Origin of the sequence: Pseudomonas sp. NPDC086566, from assembly GCF_050280885.1 — a bacterium.
Classification (GTDB): domain Bacteria; phylum Pseudomonadota; class Gammaproteobacteria; order Pseudomonadales; family Pseudomonadaceae; genus Aquipseudomonas; species Aquipseudomonas vlassakiae.
Genome location: NZ_JBNNWD010000003.1, coordinates 172,721 through 192,129 on the forward strand (window position 1 = coordinate 172,721; position 19,409 = coordinate 192,129).

General features: G+C 61.0%; 18 protein-coding genes and 1 pseudogene. 4 read left to right on the plus strand and 15 right to left on the minus strand.

Features of this window, described 5'->3' with window-relative positions; genetic code table 11:
• Positions 1–6: 6 nt before the first annotated feature.
• On the minus strand, positions 7–1,392 hold the full coding sequence (locus tag ACQKPS_RS08060; RefSeq protein ID WP_427603512.1) for an MFS transporter: 1,386 nt from the start codon (positions 1,390–1,392) through the stop codon (positions 7–9).
• Between the two features lie 282 nt (positions 1,393–1,674).
• Between ACQKPS_RS08060 and ACQKPS_RS08065 the strand changes: the two genes are divergently transcribed.
• On the plus strand, positions 1,675–2,703 hold the full coding sequence (locus ACQKPS_RS08065; RefSeq protein ID WP_427603514.1) for a LacI family DNA-binding transcriptional regulator: 1,029 nt from the start codon (positions 1,675–1,677) through the stop codon (positions 2,701–2,703).
• Between the two features lie 15 nt (positions 2,704–2,718).
• Here the strand turns inward: ACQKPS_RS08065 and ACQKPS_RS08070 are convergent, their stop codons facing one another.
• The 10 genes and pseudogenes from ACQKPS_RS08070 to ACQKPS_RS08115 form a co-directional block, all read right to left on the minus strand.
• A complete protein-coding gene (locus ACQKPS_RS08070) occupies positions 2,719–3,645 on the minus strand; it encodes an alpha/beta hydrolase (protein WP_427603516.1) in 927 nt (308 codons plus the stop codon).
• 91 nt (positions 3,646–3,736) lie between these two features.
• The gene (locus tag ACQKPS_RS08075; protein ID WP_427603518.1) at positions 3,737–4,969 is read right to left on the minus strand and encodes an OprD family porin; all 1,233 of its coding nucleotides are present in this window, start codon (positions 4,967–4,969) and stop codon (positions 3,737–3,739) included.
• A gap of 87 nt (positions 4,970–5,056) precedes the next feature.
• Complete coding sequence (locus ACQKPS_RS08080; RefSeq protein ID WP_427603520.1) at positions 5,057–5,926, minus strand: aldose 1-epimerase; 870 nt, start codon at positions 5,924–5,926, stop codon at positions 5,057–5,059.
• A gap of 81 nt (positions 5,927–6,007) precedes the next feature.
• Entirely contained in the window at positions 6,008–7,096 is a 1,089-nt protein-coding gene (locus ACQKPS_RS08085) for a mandelate racemase/muconate lactonizing enzyme family protein (RefSeq protein ID WP_427603521.1), read from the minus strand.
• Positions 7,093–7,902 (minus strand): NAD-dependent epimerase/dehydratase family protein, encoded by an 810-nt coding sequence (locus tag ACQKPS_RS08090; protein WP_427603523.1) that lies wholly within the window; start codon positions 7,900–7,902, stop codon positions 7,093–7,095. Before ACQKPS_RS08090 ends, ACQKPS_RS08085 begins: the two co-directional genes overlap by 4 nt.
• 33 nt (positions 7,903–7,935) lie before the next feature.
• Positions 7,936–9,225: an MFS transporter gene (locus tag ACQKPS_RS08095; RefSeq protein WP_427603525.1), complete on the minus strand. Its 1,290-nt coding sequence runs from the start codon at positions 9,223–9,225 to the stop codon at positions 7,936–7,938.
• Positions 9,226–9,309: 84 nt separating this feature from the next.
• Positions 9,310–9,603 (minus strand): Dabb family protein, encoded by a 294-nt coding sequence (locus ACQKPS_RS08100; protein WP_427603527.1) that lies wholly within the window; start codon positions 9,601–9,603, stop codon positions 9,310–9,312.
• Between the two features lie 13 nt (positions 9,604–9,616).
• Positions 9,617–11,029, minus strand: a pseudogene (locus ACQKPS_RS08105) (aldehyde dehydrogenase (NADP(+))); the annotation flags it as partial.
• Between the two features lie 54 nt (positions 11,030–11,083).
• A complete protein-coding gene (locus ACQKPS_RS08110; RefSeq protein WP_045154601.1) occupies positions 11,084–11,530 on the minus strand; it encodes a nuclear transport factor 2 family protein in 447 nt (148 codons plus the stop codon).
• 3 nt (positions 11,531–11,533) lie between these two features.
• Positions 11,534–12,340 (minus strand): ribonuclease activity regulator RraA, encoded by an 807-nt coding sequence (locus ACQKPS_RS08115; RefSeq protein ID WP_427603529.1) that lies wholly within the window; start codon positions 12,338–12,340, stop codon positions 11,534–11,536.
• A gap of 173 nt (positions 12,341–12,513) precedes the next feature.
• On the opposite strand from ACQKPS_RS08115, the gene ACQKPS_RS08120 reads away from it, so the two are divergent.
• Complete coding sequence (locus tag ACQKPS_RS08120; protein ID WP_045154599.1) at positions 12,514–14,079, plus strand: IclR family transcriptional regulator domain-containing protein; 1,566 nt, start codon at positions 12,514–12,516, stop codon at positions 14,077–14,079.
• A 245-nt stretch (positions 14,080–14,324) separates the two neighbouring features.
• On the opposite strand, the gene ACQKPS_RS08125 is transcribed toward ACQKPS_RS08120, so the two are convergent.
• Genes ACQKPS_RS08125 through ACQKPS_RS08140 form a run of 4 tightly spaced genes read right to left on the minus strand, consistent with a single transcriptional unit; the run spans position 14,325 to position 17,485 of the window.
• The gene (locus ACQKPS_RS08125) at positions 14,325–15,533 is read right to left on the minus strand and encodes a pyridoxal phosphate-dependent aminotransferase (RefSeq protein WP_427603532.1); all 1,209 of its coding nucleotides are present in this window, start codon (positions 15,531–15,533) and stop codon (positions 14,325–14,327) included.
• Positions 15,530–16,159 carry an RraA family protein gene (locus ACQKPS_RS08130; protein ID WP_427603534.1) on the minus strand — a complete coding sequence of 210 codons (630 nt, stop codon included), beginning with the start codon at positions 16,157–16,159 and terminating at the stop codon, positions 15,530–15,532. Before ACQKPS_RS08130 ends, ACQKPS_RS08125 begins: the two co-directional genes overlap by 4 nt.
• Positions 16,156–16,821, minus strand: a complete 666-nt coding sequence (locus tag ACQKPS_RS08135) for an RraA family protein (RefSeq protein WP_427603536.1) — start codon at positions 16,819–16,821, stop codon at positions 16,156–16,158. The genes ACQKPS_RS08130 and ACQKPS_RS08135 overlap by 4 nt, the downstream gene beginning before the upstream one ends.
• Before the next feature lies 1 nt (position 16,822).
• Positions 16,823–17,485, minus strand: coding sequence for an RraA family protein (locus ACQKPS_RS08140; protein ID WP_427603538.1), 663 nt, complete (start codon positions 17,483–17,485; stop codon positions 16,823–16,825).
• Positions 17,486–17,592: 107 nt separating this feature from the next.
• Between ACQKPS_RS08140 and ACQKPS_RS08145 the strand changes: the two genes are divergently transcribed.
• On the plus strand, positions 17,593–18,492 hold the full coding sequence (locus ACQKPS_RS08145) for a LysR family transcriptional regulator (protein WP_427603540.1): 900 nt from the start codon (positions 17,593–17,595) through the stop codon (positions 18,490–18,492).
• A gap of 89 nt (positions 18,493–18,581) precedes the next feature.
• Entirely contained in the window at positions 18,582–19,391 is an 810-nt protein-coding gene (locus ACQKPS_RS08150; RefSeq protein WP_427603542.1) for an alpha/beta fold hydrolase, read from the plus strand.
• Positions 19,392–19,409 lie beyond the last annotated feature (18 nt).

Here is a 19,409-nt window from a genome sequence, read left to right on the forward strand (position 1 = left end):
TCTGAATCACTGAGCGTGGGAAGGTTTGCCGGTCAAGTCGGACAGTTGCAGGCGCTGGATGCGGCCGACGATCACCAGGTAGGAGAACGCCGCCAGCAGGCCGTGGGCGCCGACATAGATGAGTGCGCTGTTGAACGAGCCGCTGGAATGCAGCAGGTAGCCGATCACCACCGGAGTGACGATGCCAGCGGTGTTGCCCAGGGCGTTGAACACGCCGCCGGTCATGCCGATCATTTCGCGGGGGGCGGTGTCGGCCACGACGCTGAAACCGAGGTTGCCAAAGCCCTTGCCGAAGAACGCCAGGCTCATCACCGCGATCACCAGCCACTGGGCGTCGACATAGTTGCACAGCATCATGGTCGAGCTCAGCAGCACGCCGGTGATGATTGGGGTTTTGCGGGCGATGCTCAGGGACTTGGTGCGGCGCAACAGGTAGTCGGAGAAGAAGCCCGACGACACCGCACCGATCAGCCCACACAGCGCCGGTATCGACGCCACCAGGCCGGCCTGCAGGATGTCGAAGCCACGCTCCTTGACCAGGTAGATCGGGAACCAGGTGACGTAGAACCAGGTGACGGCACTGACGCAGTACTGGCTGATGAACATGCCTACCAGCATGCGGCTTTTGAACAGCACACCAATGTTGGCCAGAGAGCTGCTGCGCTTGTCTTTCGGCTGAGCCGCTTGCCCTTCGAGGTCGACCAGGGCTTCGCCTTTGCGCAGGTAGTCGAGCTCCTCGGCATTCATCTTGGGATGCTTGACCGGCAAGTAGTAGTTCTTCCACCAGATTGCCGCGACACCGAATCCGGCAAAGCCCATGACGATGAACACGTACTGCCAACCGAAGGCGTAGCAGAGCCAGCCCATGAACGGGGTGAAGAAGGCCAGTGAGATGTACTGGGCGCTGTTGAAAATGGCGCCTGCCATGCCCCGTTCAGTCGATGGAAACCACGCTGCGATAACACGGGTGGAAGCTGGGCCTACAGGCGCCTCGGCCACCCCCAGCAGGAAGCGCAGAGCCAGCAGCAACGGGACGATCAATGCGGTGTAGTGAACCAGCCCCATGCCCACCGTGAACACCGACCAGATGCAGATGGCCAGGGCCATGGTTTTCTTCGAACCGAAGCGGTCGGCCAGCCAGCCGGACGGGATCAGGAAGATCACGTAGGCCCAGCTGAAGATGGAAAACAGGTAGCCCATTTCTACCGAGGTGATACCGAGCTCCTTACCCATGTCGGAGCCGGCCACCGACAGGGCGGCGCGGTCGCCGCTGCTCAGCGCCAGGACCATGGTAATCAGGGCCAGGATCAGGTAGCGGTAGCGGGTGGCCGTGCTGGACGCGGCCACGGCGCCGGGGGCAGGCCCGGCGGCGTAGGTGTCGTGGTTGTGCATCGCGGTTGCCTCATTGTTTTTATTGGCGTCGTGCAGGGCCTTGCACCGGCACCTGCTTCGAATTCTGGCAGCTCGCAGCCCTGCTGGAGAGCTGTTTCGACTAATGACAGCGTTATCAAATGACAGCGCTGTCATTTATCCTAGGCCCGATTCTGCGCGGGTTGCAAATCGCTGTTTCGGCTAAATTCCCATGATCTGGGAATGTGGGGGTGGGGCAGGAAAAACCGTGCCGTTCCGGTAGAATCGGCGAACATGGTCAACCCGCCTGGCTTGAGGCTTCACATGCTGGAAACACCCGTTGTCACCACCGGTCTGAAACCGGTCACTGCCACCCTCGATGATGTGGCGAAGATGGCCAAGGTTTCGCCGATCACCGTTTCGCGGGTGATCAATCGACCTGAGCTGGTGTCGGAAAAAACCCAGAAGAAAGTGCGCAACGCCATTCGCAAGACCGGCTACGTCCCCAACTTGCTCGCCGGGGCCCTGGTGTCCCAGCGCAGCCGATTGGTCATCGTGGTCGTGCCGAACATCGCCAACAGGGCATTCGTCGACACCGTTACCGAGCTGGGCAAGCGCCTGGCAGCCGCGCGCTACCAACTGCTGCTGAGCCAGTCGGATCTGGGCGAGAACCATGAATCGGAGCTGATCGATGCCATCCTCGCCCGTCGCCCCGACGGAATCGTGCTGACCCGACGACTGCGAAGCGAAGCCGCGCGCGCGAAGCTGATTGCACGGGGTACCCCGGTGGTGGAGACGTGGGAGCTGACATCAGCACCCATCGACACGGTTGTGGGCTTTTCACACGAAGCCGTTGGCCAGGCTATGGCCTCACATGTCGTCGAGCGTGGTTACCGCCGGGTCGGTCTGCTGTGGAGCGACGACGATCGCGCTGCGCGCCGCCGTCAGGCCTGCATCTCCACGCTCGAGCAGGCCGGGGTTGAGATTGTCGCCTGTGAGGTAGAGGCCGCGCCGGTGAACATGGGGCACGGCCGCCAGGCCATGGCCCGTCTGCTCGAGGCGAAGGTGTCGTTGGACGCGGTGATCTGCAGTATCGACTTGCTGGCCCAGGGCGCCATGGCCGAAGCCGTTGCTCAGGGCCTGCGCATCCCTCAAGATTTGGCAGTGATGGGCTTCGGTGATTTGGAGTTCGCCGCTCATACCCATCCGAGGTTGAGCACAGTGAACATCGATGGCGGGCGCATCGGCTTGCGCACCGCCGAGCTGTTGCTGCAACGCATGGATGGCAGCTTGGCTCGCGGTGAGCAGGTGGAAGACGTCGGCTTCAGCCTGGTCGTGCGGGAAAGCACCTGAGTCCGTGGCGCGCCTTCAGATGCCCGCCCACAGGCGCAGTTGTCCTGCCATGCGGTCCCAAGCCCGCTCGACTTCCGCTACGCCGAATGCGCGTAAGCTGGAATGCACCATTCCTTCTCCTATCCACACCTCGGCCGGTACACCGTGGGCGGTAAGCGCAGCGGCATAGGCGATGCCGTGGTCGCAGAGTGGGTCTATTCGCGCCGTTAGCACCAGCGCAGGTGCCAGCTCAGCAAAATCATCGGTTTCCAGTGGCATCGCGCACGGGTCGTTACGGTCGGCCTCGTTGGGCAAGAAGCCATGCAACGATTGCTTCAGCCCGGCCACGGTCATCATTGGCGCCTCGGCATGCACCTGCATTGACGGCAGGTGTTGGCGAGCGGTGAGCACCGGGTACACCAGTAACTGGCCGAGGGGCTGAGGCTGACCCTTGCGGTGGAGCGCCCGGCACAGCCCTGCCGCCAAGGTGCCGCCGGCGCTGTCACCGGCAATCATCAGTCGGGTACGGCTAAGGCGGGCGTCGACTGATCCGTTGCGCAGCGCCGCCCAGGCTTTCTGGCAATCGTATAGTGGTGCTGGATAGGGATGCTCAGGGGCCAGCCGATACTCAACTGCGACGATGGCTAAGTGGATTCGACCCGCAAGGGCATGGGCGAACCAGTCGTGGGTGTCGAGGTCGCCCAAGTCCCAGCCACCGCCATGCAAGTACAGCAGTGTCGGCCAGCCGCCCTCTGGGGGCTCGGCATCAGGCTGGTAGCAGCGCAGGCGCAGGCCCTCAATCTCGATATCAGTGATACGCCAGCCCTTCGGCGCAGGAGGCGTGCAATGGCGGCAGGCCTGCAAGAACGCTGCGCGCCTGGCCTGCAAGGTGCTGTCTATGGGGGTAAAGCGCTTGCTGTCGTTGATGTAGGCCTGCATCGCAGGATCAAGTGATTGGTGCACAGGTGCTTTCTCCGATTGTGTTTAGTAGAGCGCCCCTGCAGGGCTTCACGGTGAATGGCACCGGCAGAGCCGGTGCCTGGTAAAGCAAGGATCAGAACAGCGGCAGGGTGTAGGCGATGATCACGCGGTTCTCATCGCGGCGGCCGGTGGCGTCACCTTGCAACTGGACGTTGCGCCACCGGAACGCGACGTTTTTCAGCGGCCCGCTCTGGATTACGTAGGAGATGTCCAGGTTGCGTTCCCATTCGCTGGCGTCTTCACCGGCCACCTTGAAGTTGTCCCCCTTCACGTAGCGAGCAAACGCAGTCAGACCGGGCACGCCGAGGGCGGCGAAGTCGAGGTCGTAACGGGCTTGCCAGGAGCGCTCCTGAGCGCGGTCGAATCGCAACACCTGCACAGCGTTGGGTACTCCCGGCAAGTCGCTGTCGTGGATGAACGGCAAGGCACTGTCACCGGCGTTGTACTGGTAGCCGATGCGGAATGTCTGGGCCTTGAGATTCGCGCTCAGCATGGCCGATGACATACGGCTATCGAGTTGGCCGGCCTTTTCACTTCCGGACTCGCCGGTGTCGAGGTAGTTGAGAGTCCCCGCCAGGTTCCAGTCTCCGGCCTTGATCGTGTGGGTACCGGTGTAGAGGGTCTGCTGATAGACGTCAGCAAGACGGCCTTTCCACAGGCCCAGGGACGTCTGCGGTGTCGCGCGCCAGGTACCACCAAGGTAGTCGAAGCGATCGCTGAACACGCTGTAGTAGTTGCCCACCTGAATATCGCGAGCGCCTGCAAACTCGCGCTGGTTGACCCGGCGCATCTGGCCCAGGCCGATGTCGAGGTTGTCGAGCTCGCGAAAATCGAGCATGGCGCCCTCGAAGAACTGAGGCAGCAGTCGACCATCCCCCGAACTGACCAGCGGAATCTTGGGGAATAGCCCGCCGATCTTGAGCTCTGACTTCGAGTATTTGAGTTTGACCGCCGCCGTGGCCTCGGAGTAATCGTCCACTGAGCGTGGGTCGGCATTGCGAGGCCCGCCTGCGCGGTTGTAAGCGCCCGGCAGCAGCCCGGAGCCGCTGCGCGAAGGCGACGAGTCGAGCTTCAGGCCCAGGCCTGCGTAGACATCCACACCCACCCCGATAGTCGTGTCGGTGTAGCCCGATTCGCCTTTGATGATGAAGCCTTGGGCCCATTCCTCCAGCTTCGACTGGGCCGGCTTGGTCGAGTCGCGCAGGTCGTGGTTGTAGTAGAAGTTGCGGAAGGTCAGGTTGGCCTTGCTGTCTTCCAGAAACGCCGCCTGAGCACAGAGTGGACCGAGCCCGATCAGCAGGGACAAGGGTTTTGCAGCGCGAGCGAAGCCCGCTCCAGTCGAGGAGTATTTCATTGTTGTTGTTCTCTTCTTATAGGTCTGTCGGTTGTTGCGTCAGCGGTGTTGCCAGGTGAAATCGAGGGTCGCCTCCATTCGCTGGGAGGGGGCGAGTTCATGGGTGCCGGTTTCGGTCCAGCTGTCGCGCGGCTGGTTGAAGGCGTCAGCCAGGTGCGACACCGGCTCCAGGCACAGGTAGGCGCTGTCGGCCGGTGCAAAGGCGACGAAGTGGCTCAACGGTTGCGAGGCTTGCAGCTCAAGCCGAGCGTTGAGGTACTCAAGTTCCAGCAGGCCATCCCAGCGCGACTGGTAATGTGCGAGGGCGTCGCGGCTATCCGCTTCGATGGACCAAGCATTGGCGTGATCTTGGTACTCGCCAGTGGCCAGGTACTGCCCGTCGATCTGCCATTCGCGCCCAACGCGGTAGTGCGCCCGCATGCCGGGGTGGCGCTTGAAGTAAGGGTGCAACCCAAGACCTCCGGGCATTGGCGTGTCACCCAAGTTGGTCAGCACCAAAGCCATGCGCAGGCGGTTGCCTTCGAGAACGAAATGCTGTTCGGCGCGAAACGCCCACGGCCAGTGTTCGCCTTGGTAATCACAGGTGATCACCAGCAGATCCTTTTCGGCCGTCACGACTTGCCAGGGTTGAGTGTGGGTCACGCCGTGCAGGGTGTGAGGAATGGCGGCCGGGTGAGCAGGAAGTTGGTGCTCATTGCCAGCGAACTGCAGGCGCGCATTGCGGATGCGGTTGGAGTACGGCATCAGTGGGTAGGCGCCTGCGCGTGGCCAGTCCAGCGGGTCGAACTGGTTGGTTGTAATTGGCAGCAGGATGTCGAGGCCATCGGCGGTCAGGTGAGCGATACGCCCACCCCAATCCGGTAAAACGCTCAGCGACCAGGTAGCGTTGCTCAGGACCACAGTGTGCATTGTGACCTCCAATACCCTTTTTCGGGCATGCAGAGCCCAGCCACCGTGCCAACGCACGGCGGTGGGGGATGTAAAGGGTTGTTAGCGGCGGTAGCGCTCGGCTACTTGCAGGTCAATGTCCAGACCCAGCCCCGGTCCTTGAGGAATCTGCAGCTGATTGCCCTGGCGCAGCTGCTCCACCGGATAGAGCCACGCGGCCGGCTCCACGAACAGGTATTCCACCTGCGGTACACGTTTTTGCACGGCAGCCAGGTGCAATGTGGCGATCAGGCCTGGGCCGAAGTACGGGCAGTGCGGCAGTATCACCGCCTCATGCTGTTCGGCCAGGCGATCAATGCGCAGGCACTCGGAAATGCCGCCTACCTTGGTCACACTGGGTTGTATGGAGTCCACCGCGCCCGTCACCAGAGCCTGCTTGAACTGCACGGCGGTGCACCAGTTTTCCCCGGCTGAAATGTCCACGCCCTGCCCGCGCAGGTTGCCCAGTGCAGTGAAGTCCTCTGGCGGGAAGATCGGCTCTTCCAGCCAGGCGAGTTTCAGTTCTGCCAGCGCCGGCAGCCAGTCGTGGGTGCCCTGCACGGTCCATGAACAGTTGACGTCGGTGGACAGCGGCACACCATCACCAACCGCACGCCTGCAAGCGCCGATGTCATGCAGGGTGGCCTCGTGCAGCTTGATGTCGCTGAAGCCCAGTTCCAGTGCTTTTTCACAGGTGGCCGGCGCCACCTTGTCGTCGCCGTAGCGCACCAGGCTGGCATAGGCCGGTACCTGTTCGCGGTGAGCCTGACCGAGCAGCCGGTGCAACGGCAGGCGCTGGCGGCGGGCCGCCAGGTCCCACAGGGCGATGTCGATACCGGAGATAGCGAACATCGTCACGCCATAGCGGCCGAACAAATGCAGACGCTGCTGCAGCTCAAGGTTCAGTGCCGGAATGTCGGTGATCTCCCGCCCCAGCACCTGGGGGGCTACCAGCCGATCGATAAGGGCTTTGGTGGCATCGGCGACGAAGTAGCCGAAGGCCTCCCCCCAGCCCACATTGCCTTGCTCGTCCTCGACCCGCACCAACACGTTCTCCAGCGTGCGCCAAGCTGAAGGCGTGCCGCCCACGCCGCGACCGCCGTCATGGAACGGAATCTCGACGATCTGAGTATCGATCCGGACGATCTTCATGCTTGCTCCAGGACGCTGGCCAGGGCAACACCGGCATAGGCCCCACCGACGTGGTCACGGCCCGAACCAACCGGTGCCATAGCGTCATAGGCGAGGAAGTTGTCAGCTAGGTGCTCGGCTGCATTGTCCTGTGGCCGGTAACCCAAGGCACGGGCACGCTGGTTGTGGAAGAACGCCTGTGGGCATTCGGACACTCCATAGACGATCTCGTGGCGTACCTCAGGGTGTTCCAGGCCGATCAGCACCAGTTGCGCCAGGTCGCGGGCACTGGTCCACAGGCGCAGGCGGCGAGCGTCGCTGACCTTGGCATCGGCGTTGCCTATACGCACGACGAAGGTGGCCAACTCGCTGCGTTGGGAGAACGTGGCGCAGGCTGCTTCCCCGAATACCTTGCTCAGCGCATAGTAGCTGTCCGGTGCCACAGGGTGGTCATCGAAGTGTTCGGCGGCTTGGCTGTGGTACTGACCCAGCACATGGTGGCTGCTGGCGAACACGAAGCGCTTGGCACCTGCGCGCTGAGCGGCTTCGAGCAGGTACAGGGTTGCGTGGTAGTTCGGCTCGACCGTGGACTGGAACTGGATATCGGTGCCGTGGGCACACGCCAGGTGCAGCACCGCGTCAACACCCTCGCAAGCCTGACGGACAAAGGCTGGGTCGGTCAGGTCACCCACCAACTCGGTTTCATTGGTGGCCAAGTCGCTGACCGGCCGGCGGTCCAGCAGTCGGAGGCTGAAGCGCTCGCGCAGGTAGGGGCGCAACGCGGTTCCGACGATACCGGCAGCGCCGGTGACAAGAAGAGTAGGCATGGTGTATTCCCGGAAAACGTAGGAGCGTTTGATTCAGGCTGTTGCGATAGCGCTGGGCTGCTTGGCTGGTCTCTGGCCAACGAACACAGCCACGATCAGTGCACCGACGACCCCCAATCCTGCTGCAAGGCCGAAGCCGCTGCTGTAGGTCCCGGTCGACTCGATGATGAAGCCGGTCACGGTTGGTGCGACGATGCCCGATAGGTTGGCCAGACCGTGCATGAAGCCACCGGCGGTACCGACCTGATGGTCCGGCACGGCATCCTGGATCAGCGACCAGTAGGCCGGCGCGGTGAGCATTAGGAAGCCAATGGCCACGGTCATGACTGCAACGGTGCTGGTCACGCTCTCAACCTGGCCGGTCAGGCCGATGCACACGGCCGCCACCAGCAGGCAACTGACCAGTACCACTTTGCGCGAGAACAGCTGCTTGCCAGTGCGCTTGAACACCCAGTCGATCAGCAGCCCGCCGCAAACGAAGCCGACAGTACCTACCAGCCAAGGCAGTGCGGTGACGATGCTCATGGATTTGAGATCAATACCTTTGGCGTCGATCAGGTAACTGGGGAACCAGGTCATGAAGAAATAGAGGATGTAGTTGTAGCAGAACAGCGAAACGCCGGTGACCAGGACCGAACGCTGCAGAATAATCTGCAGAACCGGCGTGCGGGGTGCGTCTGCGACGGCGGTAACCGGCGCTTCACGGCCCTCGTTGATCAGTTCCAGCTCTTCTGGAGTGACCAGCGGGTGCTCTTTAGGTGTGGAGGCTGCCATGCGATACCAGGCAATAGCCCAGAGCACACCGACTGCGGCTATCACCACAAAGGCCACACGCCAACCCAGCCAAAGGGCGAGGAAGCCGACGATCGGGCCTGCCAGGGCGCCGCCCAGCGGGCCACCCGCCTGGTTGATGCCAATGGCGCGAGCGCGCTCCTTGATCGGGAACCAGCTGTTGACGGTCTTGTTCGCGGTGGTGGATACAGGTCCTTCGCCGACACCGAAGAGCGCACGCACGATCAGCAGCGACCAGAAGTTGAAGGCCAGGGCGGTGGAACCGCAGAGCACAGACCAGAAGCTCATCGACCAGGTCAGTACCTTCTTGGGGCCGAAGCGGTCGGCCAGGTAGCCGCCGACGAAACAGAACAGCGCATAGCCGAAGAAGAAACTACTGAAGATCATGCCCTTTTCTGCGGGCGTGAGGTGGTATTCCTGCGTAATGAACGGCATGGCGATCGAGAGGGCAGCGCGATCGACATAGTTGATGATCATGGCCAGGAACAGCATGGTCAGGATCGTCCAGCGGTAGTTCTTTTTCTTGTTCATGTATGACTCCGTCCAGCACCTGTGATGCCGGATCTTTTTTGTTATGACGCCTGGCCCTTCAGGTGGCCAGGCTATTGGTACTGCTTAGACGCTGTAATCCACTGCCACCCATTCGAAGTACTGCTTGAGATCGGCGACCAGAGCCTGGTGCGCAGGGTGTGGCAGGTACCGCTGAACCGCGTCGGCATCGTCGAAGCTGGATTCGAGGATGTAGTCCCAGCAGATCGGTCGATCCAGTTCGTTGGCGGCGACGCGCCAGTCGCGGATGAAGTCGATTTCCTGGGTGAGGTCTCGCATCCGGCCTACCAGGTCTGCTTCCCGTTCAGGTTGCGCGTCGACACCGGGCAGGCGGCGGAACATCACGATATGTCGCATCATCACTATGTTCTCCTCAGCCCAGGACCCAGCTCGGCGCGTCCTGCAACGCGACCGGACGCAGGAAACGTTCGATGGCGGCGAAGCCAACCGAGGTGGTTTGTGGTGCGGTGGACGCAGGCCACGGGCCACCGTGCTGCTGGGCATGGCATACGGCGACACCAGTTGGTACGCCGGCGAACAGGACACGCCCGGAAACACGCTTGGCGGCGTTCAGCAGTTGGCGATTGTCTTGGGTGTCAGCCTCCAGGCCCCACAGGGTGGTGGTCAGCGTGCCGCCCACGGCGTCGAGCACATCTGCTGCCTGAGCCACGGATTGCGCGGTGACGATCAGTGCCGCCGGGCCGAACATTTCCTCGCGCAGGTGGGCGTTGGCGATGAAAGACGCAGCGTCAGTGGCAAACAGGCGTGGTGCCGGACCGGCGCCATCGGCATGGGGCGCGAAGACCGCAGAGGCATTGGCAGCCACGGTGGTAGCGGCCGCTTCGAAGCCCTGCTGCATACCTGGAGTCAGCATACGGTGGGTGGCAATCGGCGCAATGGCTTCGGCCAGTTCACCGATGAAACGTTGGCTGTGAGGCGAGTCCAGCAGCACGATTACCCCAGGGCTGGTGCAGAACTGGCCGCAACCCAGGGTGATGGAGCCAGCCAGTACCTTGGCCAGGTTCGCGCTGTCTTTCTCCAGTGCCGATGGCAATGCCACGAGTGGGTTGATCGAACCCAGCTCACCGAAGAACGGTACCGGGCGCTCGCGCTCATTGGCCGCCTGCCACAGGGCTTTGCCGCCCTGATACGAGCCAGTGAATGCCACGGCGGCGATTGATGGGTGTTGTACCAGGTACTTGCCGGCCGAGCGGTTGGGCGCTTCAGCCAGGGTCAACAGACCCTCTGGCAAGCCTTGCGAACGCACTACACCAGCGGCCAGGGTGAATACCGCGCGGGAAAGCTCCGGGTGGCCGGAATGCGGTTTGATCACAACCGGGCAGCCAGCCGCCAGCGCGGAAGCGGTATCACCACCGAGTACCGAGAAGGCGAACGGGAAGTTGCTTGCCGAGAACATCGCCACTGGGCCCAGTGGGCGTTGAGTGCGGGTCAGACGCGGGCGACCAGCAGGCGGAGCACCCGCGACGGCTTGATCGTCCACTTGGCGGTACGGCACACCGGCTTCCACTTCGCTGGCGAAGCCGCGCAGCTGGAAGGCAGTACGCGCGACTTCACCGTTCAGGCGCACCTCACCCAAGCCGCTTTCACGGTCGGCGATGGCGACCAATTCCGCCTGTTGGCTTTCCAATGCCTCGGCCAGGCCGCGCAGCAGCTTGGCGCGTTGTTCTGCGCTGGAGTCAGCCCAGAAGTCGGCAGCTGCAGCCGCTTTGGCCACGACTGCATTAAGCGCGTTCAGGGTGGGATCTTGTTGAGTGGTCATGCTTACTCCTCGAAATGCGCTGTGGCTCTGTGCGGGTTGATCCGTACAGGGCCGGCAGCTTCAGCGTGCTCTCGGTTCCAGGTGGTAGCCGCGGCCTTGGTAGTCAAAGTCCACCAGCTCGTTAATCACCACTTCCTTGTCTGCCGGCGACGCGTAGTAGGCGCGAATCTCTTTAATCAGCCCGGACTTCTCGTCAAACACGTACCACTCGTCCCCGCGCAGGGCGGTGCCAAGCTTGCTCTTCCAGTGGGTCCACTCGATGACCGCTTCGTTGCTGTCATGGCTGACCAGGATCTTCTCGATAGTCCACTGCGAGCCCAGGTTCTCTACGCACCACACCCATTTGCGGGCGATGGTGTCAGCAGTGCGCCATGGCACTTCCGGCAGCCCGGCAGGAAAGTAGTGCACCGCGTCCGGGGTGAAGCACGACACCAGCTTGTCGTAGTCGCCTTCGTTGCAGGCGTCGAAGTAGCGGCGGATCAGTTGCGCATGTTTGTGCTCAGCCATGGCTTAGTCCTTCTTGTCGATGATCGAGGGAATGGCCGGACGGCCAGCGGCGACCCAGGCGTGGTAGTCGGAAACCGATGTCGGACTCGGTGGGTAAACGCCCCACAGTGCTTCGCCGGCGGCGATGCGCATGGCCAGGTAGCCTTCAATGTCGTCCTGCACGGTGCACACTTCGGCCAATTCCTCGGCCAGGTGCGCCGGCACCACGGTCAGGCCATCGGCATCGCCAACGATGATGTCGCCTGGGTACACAGCAACGCCGGCACAGCCGACCGGAACCTGCAGGTCGGCCACGTGGTGGTAAGAGATGCGGGTGGTGGCAGTGATTTCGCGAGCGTAGGCCGGCAGGCTCATGGCGGCGATTTCGCTGCCGTCACGAAGGGCGCCGTCGGTAACGATGCCCTTGGCGCCGCGAGCCAGCAGGCGAGTTACCAGAATGTTGCCGGCCGAAGCGGCGGCCGGGTCGTTGCGGCTGTCGATGACCAGCACATCACCGGGTTTGATCTGCTCAACGCCGACCCACTGCAGGTTGTCGTCGTTAGGCTTGGTGGTCATGGTGGAATAGGTGTCGATGTCTTCACGTGCGGGGATGAAGCGCATGGTGAAGGCGCGTCCAGCAAACGGCTTGACGTCACGGGTCATGCAACGCAGGCCGACCAGTGCGGGCTGACGAAAGCCGCGCTTGAACAGCTGAGTGGTCAGCGAGCCGCTGCTGCAGGTAGCGAGCTTGGCCAGCACTTCATCGCTGACTTCGACCTGTTTGCCGGAGACGCTTTCATGGGCATCGGCGTAATTGTGGATGACTGACATGCTTCAACATCTCCTCACGTTTTTATTCGGTAACAGGTCCATACCAAGTCCCAATATGTGGAATTTGTAACTGCTGGTAGTCCTGATGCGACCGATTCTATGGCAGAAAATTGGTTGAAAAATGGGCAAAATCTCGGTGGTGATATCCGAGTTCCAATAGATGGGAAAACACAATGAAAACGGGTGAAGGTACGGCTGCACTGGAAAAAGCGCTTGATGTCCTCCAAGCCATTGGGAGCAGCGCTACAGGCATCAACCAGGCCCAACTGGCCGAGTTGGTGCCTTTGCCTCGCACAACGCTGTACCGCATCCTCGCCACCCTGGTAGAGCGCGGCATGATCCGTCGCGACCCTACCCGCAAGGTGTACAGGCTCGGCTTCAACTACCTGGAAATGGTGCGCAATGCTTACCTCGAGCCAGATCTGGTCGCTGCTGCCAGCGCGGAACTGCGAGCACTGCGTGACCTCACGGGGGAAACCTCGTACCTCGCCGTGCTGGACGGCAATCAGGTGCTCTCGCTGGAGCGGTGTGAAGGTGCCCACACCCAGCGCTCTGCAGCGAGCCTTGGTCAGGGCAAGCCGGTGTACTGCACGGGACAAGGCAAGGCTATTCTGTCCGCGCTGCCGGCTGCTACACGTGATGAAATTCTCAAAGGTCTAGTCCTGGCCCCGCTGACGCCGCTGACCATTACCGACCGCCGCAGGTTGCTGGCCGAACTGCAGATCACCCAGGCCCGTGGCTATGCCCTCGATGATGAGGAAATCCGCCTTGGTATTCGCTGTGTGGCCGCGCCGATCATCGACAAGCAGGGGAACGTCCGCGGCGCCCTGAGCGTGGCCGGACCGGCCTATAGGCTGACCCTGGAGCGCCTGACTTTACTGGGCCCTGAGCTCGCCGATGCGGCCCGCCGGGTAGGCGAGCAGCTACGTCCCGATACTGCGCTGCATCATGCCGAGGAGCTCAGCGTACTGCCGGGGCCTTGGGCCTTCCATGGCGCATTCCCGCGCTGGCATGCCGGCCGGCAGATGCTCTACTGGGCCGACACTTTGGCACCTGCCATCCACTGCTGGGACGGACAGAGCAGCCGTTTGCTGACCCGTCTGGATCTGCCGGTGCGGGCCATGGAATTGCATCCAGAGGGTTTGCTCGTCGCGCAGACGGGGGGGTGGTCGCTGATCGACTGGGAAGGAAATGAGCACCCACGGCAGGATCTGCTAGGAAGTCGGCTACTGGCCCTTGCGACCCATCCATCCGGGGCGCTGTGGGCGTGTGCCCGAAGTACCCATGGCTGTGTGATCGGGGAGCTCAGTGCCGAAGGTGAGTTGCGAAACGGCTGGTCTCTGCCTGAGCCCATCAGTGCTTTCCGTTGGGATGCCAGCGGAGACGCGCTCTATGCTCTGGCACCGGACGCTGGCGATATTCTGCTTTTGCATAGCGGCAGCACGGTGGTACGCCGCTTGGCTTCGCTGCCCAGAGGAGGGGGGAGCCTGGGCGGTTTGGCCTTGGACACCGACGGTGGGGTCTGGACGACCCAGATGGACGGCTGGAGCTTGGCGCGCTTCGATGCCGACGGAAACCTGGACCGAATGATCGGTTTGCCAGTACCCGCGCCTACTGACCTGTGCTTCGGGGGCCCGGAAGGCAGTACCCTGTTCATCACCAGTGCTCGACATGCGCTCAAGCTGGAGGTGCTCAGCAGCGCTCCATCCTCGGGATGCCTGCTGAGATTGCAGACATAGCTCCTGTTGGTTGCAGAACTGAGGGCCCTTCTAACTTTTTGTTCTTTTGAACGTTTATCGGTGGAGCTTACCACCGATTAGTTCTACGTACTTCATTCGCGCTTCCATAAGCTAGGGGGCTGGAATCTAGAGTTACCATGGCGGCGTCGCTGACACTGGCTAGTTGCAAGTTCAATTCGATCAGCTGTAGGCGACAATGGCCGAAGTCTCTCTTCCCAGACGACGGCCATAGCGAGACGGGTTCTTTACAGTGCGTCCTCGCAGAACTTCTGAATAGCCTGGCACGCCGTTCGTAACGATTCATCATCCAGAGCGTAGGCAATACGCAGGTAGCCTGGAAGTCCAAATGCACTACCTTGCACGACTGCAACGTTGGCCTCTTCAAGCAATGCCAACGCGACAGCCTCGTCGTCAACGAGATCACGGCCGTCCGGCGAGCGCTTGCCGATCAGACCGGTACAATCGGCAAAGGCGTAGAAGGCTCCGCCTGGAACTTCGCAACTGATGCCCGGCGCCTGGTTGAGCAGCTCGACCATGAAATCTCGACGCCGTTGGAACACTTCGCGGCTTTGGGCAATGAAGTCTTTCGGACCGTCCAGCGCAGCGACTGCCGCATGTTGCGAGATGGAACACGCCCCCGAGGTCTGCTGACCCTGCAACTTTTCCATCGCATCGAGCAACCAGCGAGGCCCAGAGGCAAACCCGATCCGCCAGCCTGTCATGGCGTAGGCCTTCGATACGCCGTTCATGGTCAGCGTCCGTTCAGAAAGTCTGGGCTCAACTTGGGCGAGTGTGAGGAAATCACGACCGTCGAAGATCAAATGCTCATAGATGTCGTCCGCCAAAATCAGGACTTGCGGATGATTGAGCAATACCTCAGCCAAGGCTTTCAGTTCGTAGTGATCATACACCGCTCCCGTGGGGTTGGACGGCGAATTCAGAATGAGCCATCGAGTCTTCGGCCCGATTGCTCCGGCCAATGCTTTTGGTGTGAGCTTAAAGCTCGACTCGGCGCCACAGGTAACGATCCGTGACTCGCCCCCGCACAACGCCACCATTTCCGGATAGCTGACCCAGTAAGGAGCAGGGATCACCACCTCGTCGCCTTCGTTGAGGGTCGCGGCCAAGGCGTTAAAGATGACCTGCTTTCCTCCACTGCAGACCAGCGTGTCTTGCCAGTTTACATCAAGGCCGTTCTCGCGCCGGTACTTACGGGCGATGGCTTCACGCAGCGCGCGAAGGCCAGCGACTTGGGTGTAGCGGGTGTGGCCATTATTGATCGCACTGATGGCTGCGGCACGGATGTGTTCTGGAGTATCGAAGTCAGGCTCGCCCGCACAGAGAGAGATGATCTTCGCCCCTTCTGCACGACGTGCAGCAACGCGGTCGATAATCTTGTAAGTCGCTGAAGGCTTGGCAGCCTCCAGGCGACGGTTCAGCGTTTCCAAGCTCACGCGTGTTCCTCCGGGAGGGAAAGACCCATCAAGTCCAGGGTGGTGTGACCTTCACGCAACTTTGCAAAAAACTCCGCCTCTTTGTCAGCGCGTTTTTGGCCCTCGCGCAGCGTGCACTCAACTGCATCGGCGGGAATGATGATCACGCCATCCTCGTCCGCAACCACAAGGTCGCCGGCGCTAACGTGCGCCCCGCTAAAGTAGAAAGGTCTGCCAACGGAGGGCGTGGTCGCCTTGACGGTACCTTTGACGGAGATGCCTCGAGCAAAAACCGGAAAGCCATGCGCTTCAAGCGCGGCGATATCGCGTACGCCGCCATTGATTACTAAGCCGACGATGCCAGCGGCTTCGGCCGCCACGGTAAGCACTTCACCCCAGTAGCCGGCAACGAAGTCGGCAGTATCACAGACCAAGACGCTACCGCGCGGCGCTTTCGCCACAGCTATGTGCAGGCCCAGGTTGTCACCTGGCGAGCACTGCAGCGGGTACGCCGGTGCAGCAATGAAAGCGCCTTTCCAGACAGCGCGAATCTCGCGGTCCACGGCGCACGGCAACCCAGAGGCCTCGTACAGGGTGGAGCTGCCGAGGACCTTAGCAATGTTCTGATAATCGTGTGGAAGGCTCATGGCTGTTTGCTCTGCAGGGAGTGGTAACCGAGGGCGTCACGGGCTTCTTTGAGGCTCTTGCCAGTGGCGATTTGTTCGCGGATCTGCGCTTCAACGTGTTCGATGCGCCGTGCCGTTTCGGCGACTTCCTGGGCACGACCGCGCGGGACGATGACGACGCCATTGGCGTCAGCGACAACGATGTCGCGGGCACAGACCCGCGCTTGGCCAACGGACACCGGCTGGTTGACGGCCACGACTTCAACGCGGTCTTTGCCGGTACGCATGAAGCGACCTTTGCTGAACAATGGATACCCTTCGCCCAGTGCTTTATTCACATCGCGGCAGACACCGTCGATGACCGTGCCGGCGATACCGCGAGCCAAGGCGTACTGGGTCATGATGTCGCCCCACACCGTGCAATCGGTACGGCCTTGGTTGGCAATGACCACAACGTCACCTGGTGCTGCGTCATCAATGAAGTCGCCGACAGTGCCGGGCGGAGTGCTCGCACTTACGTACTGAACGGTGAAGGCTGGGCCGACCACAACCTGGCTGTAGTTGGCCAGCGGTGCGATACCAAAGGCTTGGCTTGGAAGGCCTAGCTTGTCCATCGCGTCGGAAACGCCTGGCGTATCCAGGCCTTCGAACAAGGCAACGAGGTCTTTATCGGAAAGGCTCATATCAGTGCTCTACCTTGATAGCTTCGAATTGGGTGTCGTGCATGACCTCCTCGACCGAGCGGCCTGCACGCACGGCGTCCACCATGCCGGCCTGGCGGCGATCGATACGCTCGGCCAAATCAAGGACCTTCTCGATAGCATTGGCCGGGACAAACACGGTTCCGCATTCATCGGCGATCACGTAGTCGCCTTCCTCTACCTCGACGCCCGCCATGCGAACTTTTACTGCTGCGTCGATCTGGATGAGCCGGTTACGGGCGCTGATCATGGTCACGCCGCGACCGAAGACTGGATAGCCGATGTCCGCGCTGCCGCGGATGTCACGGCTGAAACCGTCGATGATCGAGCCCCGAATACCTTTGCGCTGGGCGGCGTTTGCCAGGATGTCTCCCCAACTGGAGATACCATCGACGCCGCCCGCGATTACCAGCACGCGGTCATCGGTGGTGATCTGCTCCACTACTGGGGTGATCAGGTGAACGGTGGGTGACACATCCTGCTTGGGCCCCAACTGAACAGTGCTGGCTCGGCCAACAATCTTCGGACAGTCCCAAAGCGGCATCAGGCCGTTGGTGGCACCAGGCAGCTGGAGGAAGTCCAGCGCGTCCGACACCGTGTTGGTATCGAGCGCAGCCAGGCGATCAAGCAGGGCTTTCAAGCTCATCGGTTTCAGGCCTCTTTTAGGTGAGGCTTGAGTATCTGCGCCGAGATTTGATACGTATATTACAAAGAAGCTAAGCTTGTCATACTCCAAACCTATGGAAGAGCGCTGTGATCAACTTTCGCTTGATACGCCACCTCTGGCTATTCCTGGCAGTTGCCGAGGACCAGAACTTCAGCCGCGCAGCCAAGCGACTGGGCATGTCGCAGCCACCGTTGACCGAACAGATACAGGCGCTGGAGCAGTCCTTACGGGTTCAACTATTCACTAGATCTCGCCGAGGCGCTCAACTGACCGCTGCGGGAGCCGCCATTCTCCCTGCCGTACGAAAGTTTGCTGATCAGCTGGAGCGATTGGAGCTTGCGGTGCATGAGGCCGTGGCCGGCCACGCTGGCGTAGTGACCATTGGGGCAATTACTTCGGCAATGATCGATGTACTGCCTCCGCTGATCGAGCGGTTCAAGCAGGACCACCCACTGATCACGGTATCGGTTCGAGAGATCGATAGCGCGGAGGCTATCCCCGCTCTTGAGACCGGCGATATCGACATCGCCTTCGCACGCCTTGAGGGCAACCTCGGTCGGCATTTGCAATCTCTACCGTTGTCCGAGGATCGACTGGCAGTAGCGCTCCCTAACGATCACCCTTTGTCCGCGGGTGATTCCATCTCTCTCAAGTCCCTCGCCGATGAAACCTTGGTCATGGCTTCACGCGATGTGAGCCCTGTTTATTTCGACTATCTGGTCGGACAGTGCAAAGCCAGCGGCTTCGCCCCGCGGATCGTGCATCAAGTTCGCTCGGTCTCGTCACAAGTTGCCTTCGTCAGCTGCGGCCAAGGCATTGCCATTGTTCCCACCTCGATGGGCAAGCTCGCGCCCAAAAACGTACTCATTCGGCCTCTGTTCCCGGAGGTGAAAGTGGTGACTACTGCCATGGCGTGGCACAGCGAGCATAAGAATCCGCTCGTGGATGCCATGATCGATCAAGCGAAGCAGACCTTGTTGTCATAGGCTAGGCATATGACAGGGTTCGTGGCTTCGTATTTTACAAATCATCTGGCGAGCTCAACATTGAGGATGTCTGTCACAGGAGCTCATTCGTGTCCCATCCAGCTCGCTTCACCCACGAAAAAATTCCGCTGAACATCGACGGTGTACAGCTCGAACTGGCGGTGATTCACCGCCGTGGGCCTAAAGCACCCATCCTGTTCCTTCACGGTTTCGGCTCTTCCAAAGAGGACTACGCCGATATCACGCTGCAGCCTGCTTTCGATGGACATCCCTTCATTGCCTACGATGCTCCAGGCTGCGGTGAGACCGAATGCAGCGACCTCTCGCGCATCAATATTCCATTCCTTGTAAAAACCGCACAGGCCGTACTCAAGTATTTTGAGGTCGATACTTTCCACTTGGTAGGCCACTCCATGGGCGGATTGACCAGTCTGATCTTGGCTCATGGGGATCCTTCGCGCGTGCTGAGTTTCGTCGACATCGAAGGTAACATCGCCCCTGAGGACTGCTTCCTCAGCCGTCAAATTCATCATCACCGCCGTGACGATGATGCGCGATTCTTCCGCGACTTTATCGAACGCACTCGATTGGCATCCGACCCTGCGAGCGCGCTGTATGCCGCTAGTTTGGCGCACAAAGTACGTACCGGTGCGGTCCGCGGCATTTTCGAGTCAATGGTGGATTTGTCGGACAACGGTCTGTTGATGGAAAAATTTCTGTCGCTGCCCTTCCCGCGCCAATACATGTATGGGGAAACCAACTCTCACCTTTCCTACCTCAAGGACATTGCGGCAAAAGGTGTGCACTTGGCGTGCATTCCTGATTGCGGTCACTTCCCCATGTATTCGAACCCTGTACTTATGTGGAAGCGGATCAAAGCTCTACAAGACCTCGCCTAGGCAGATCTACAAATTTCA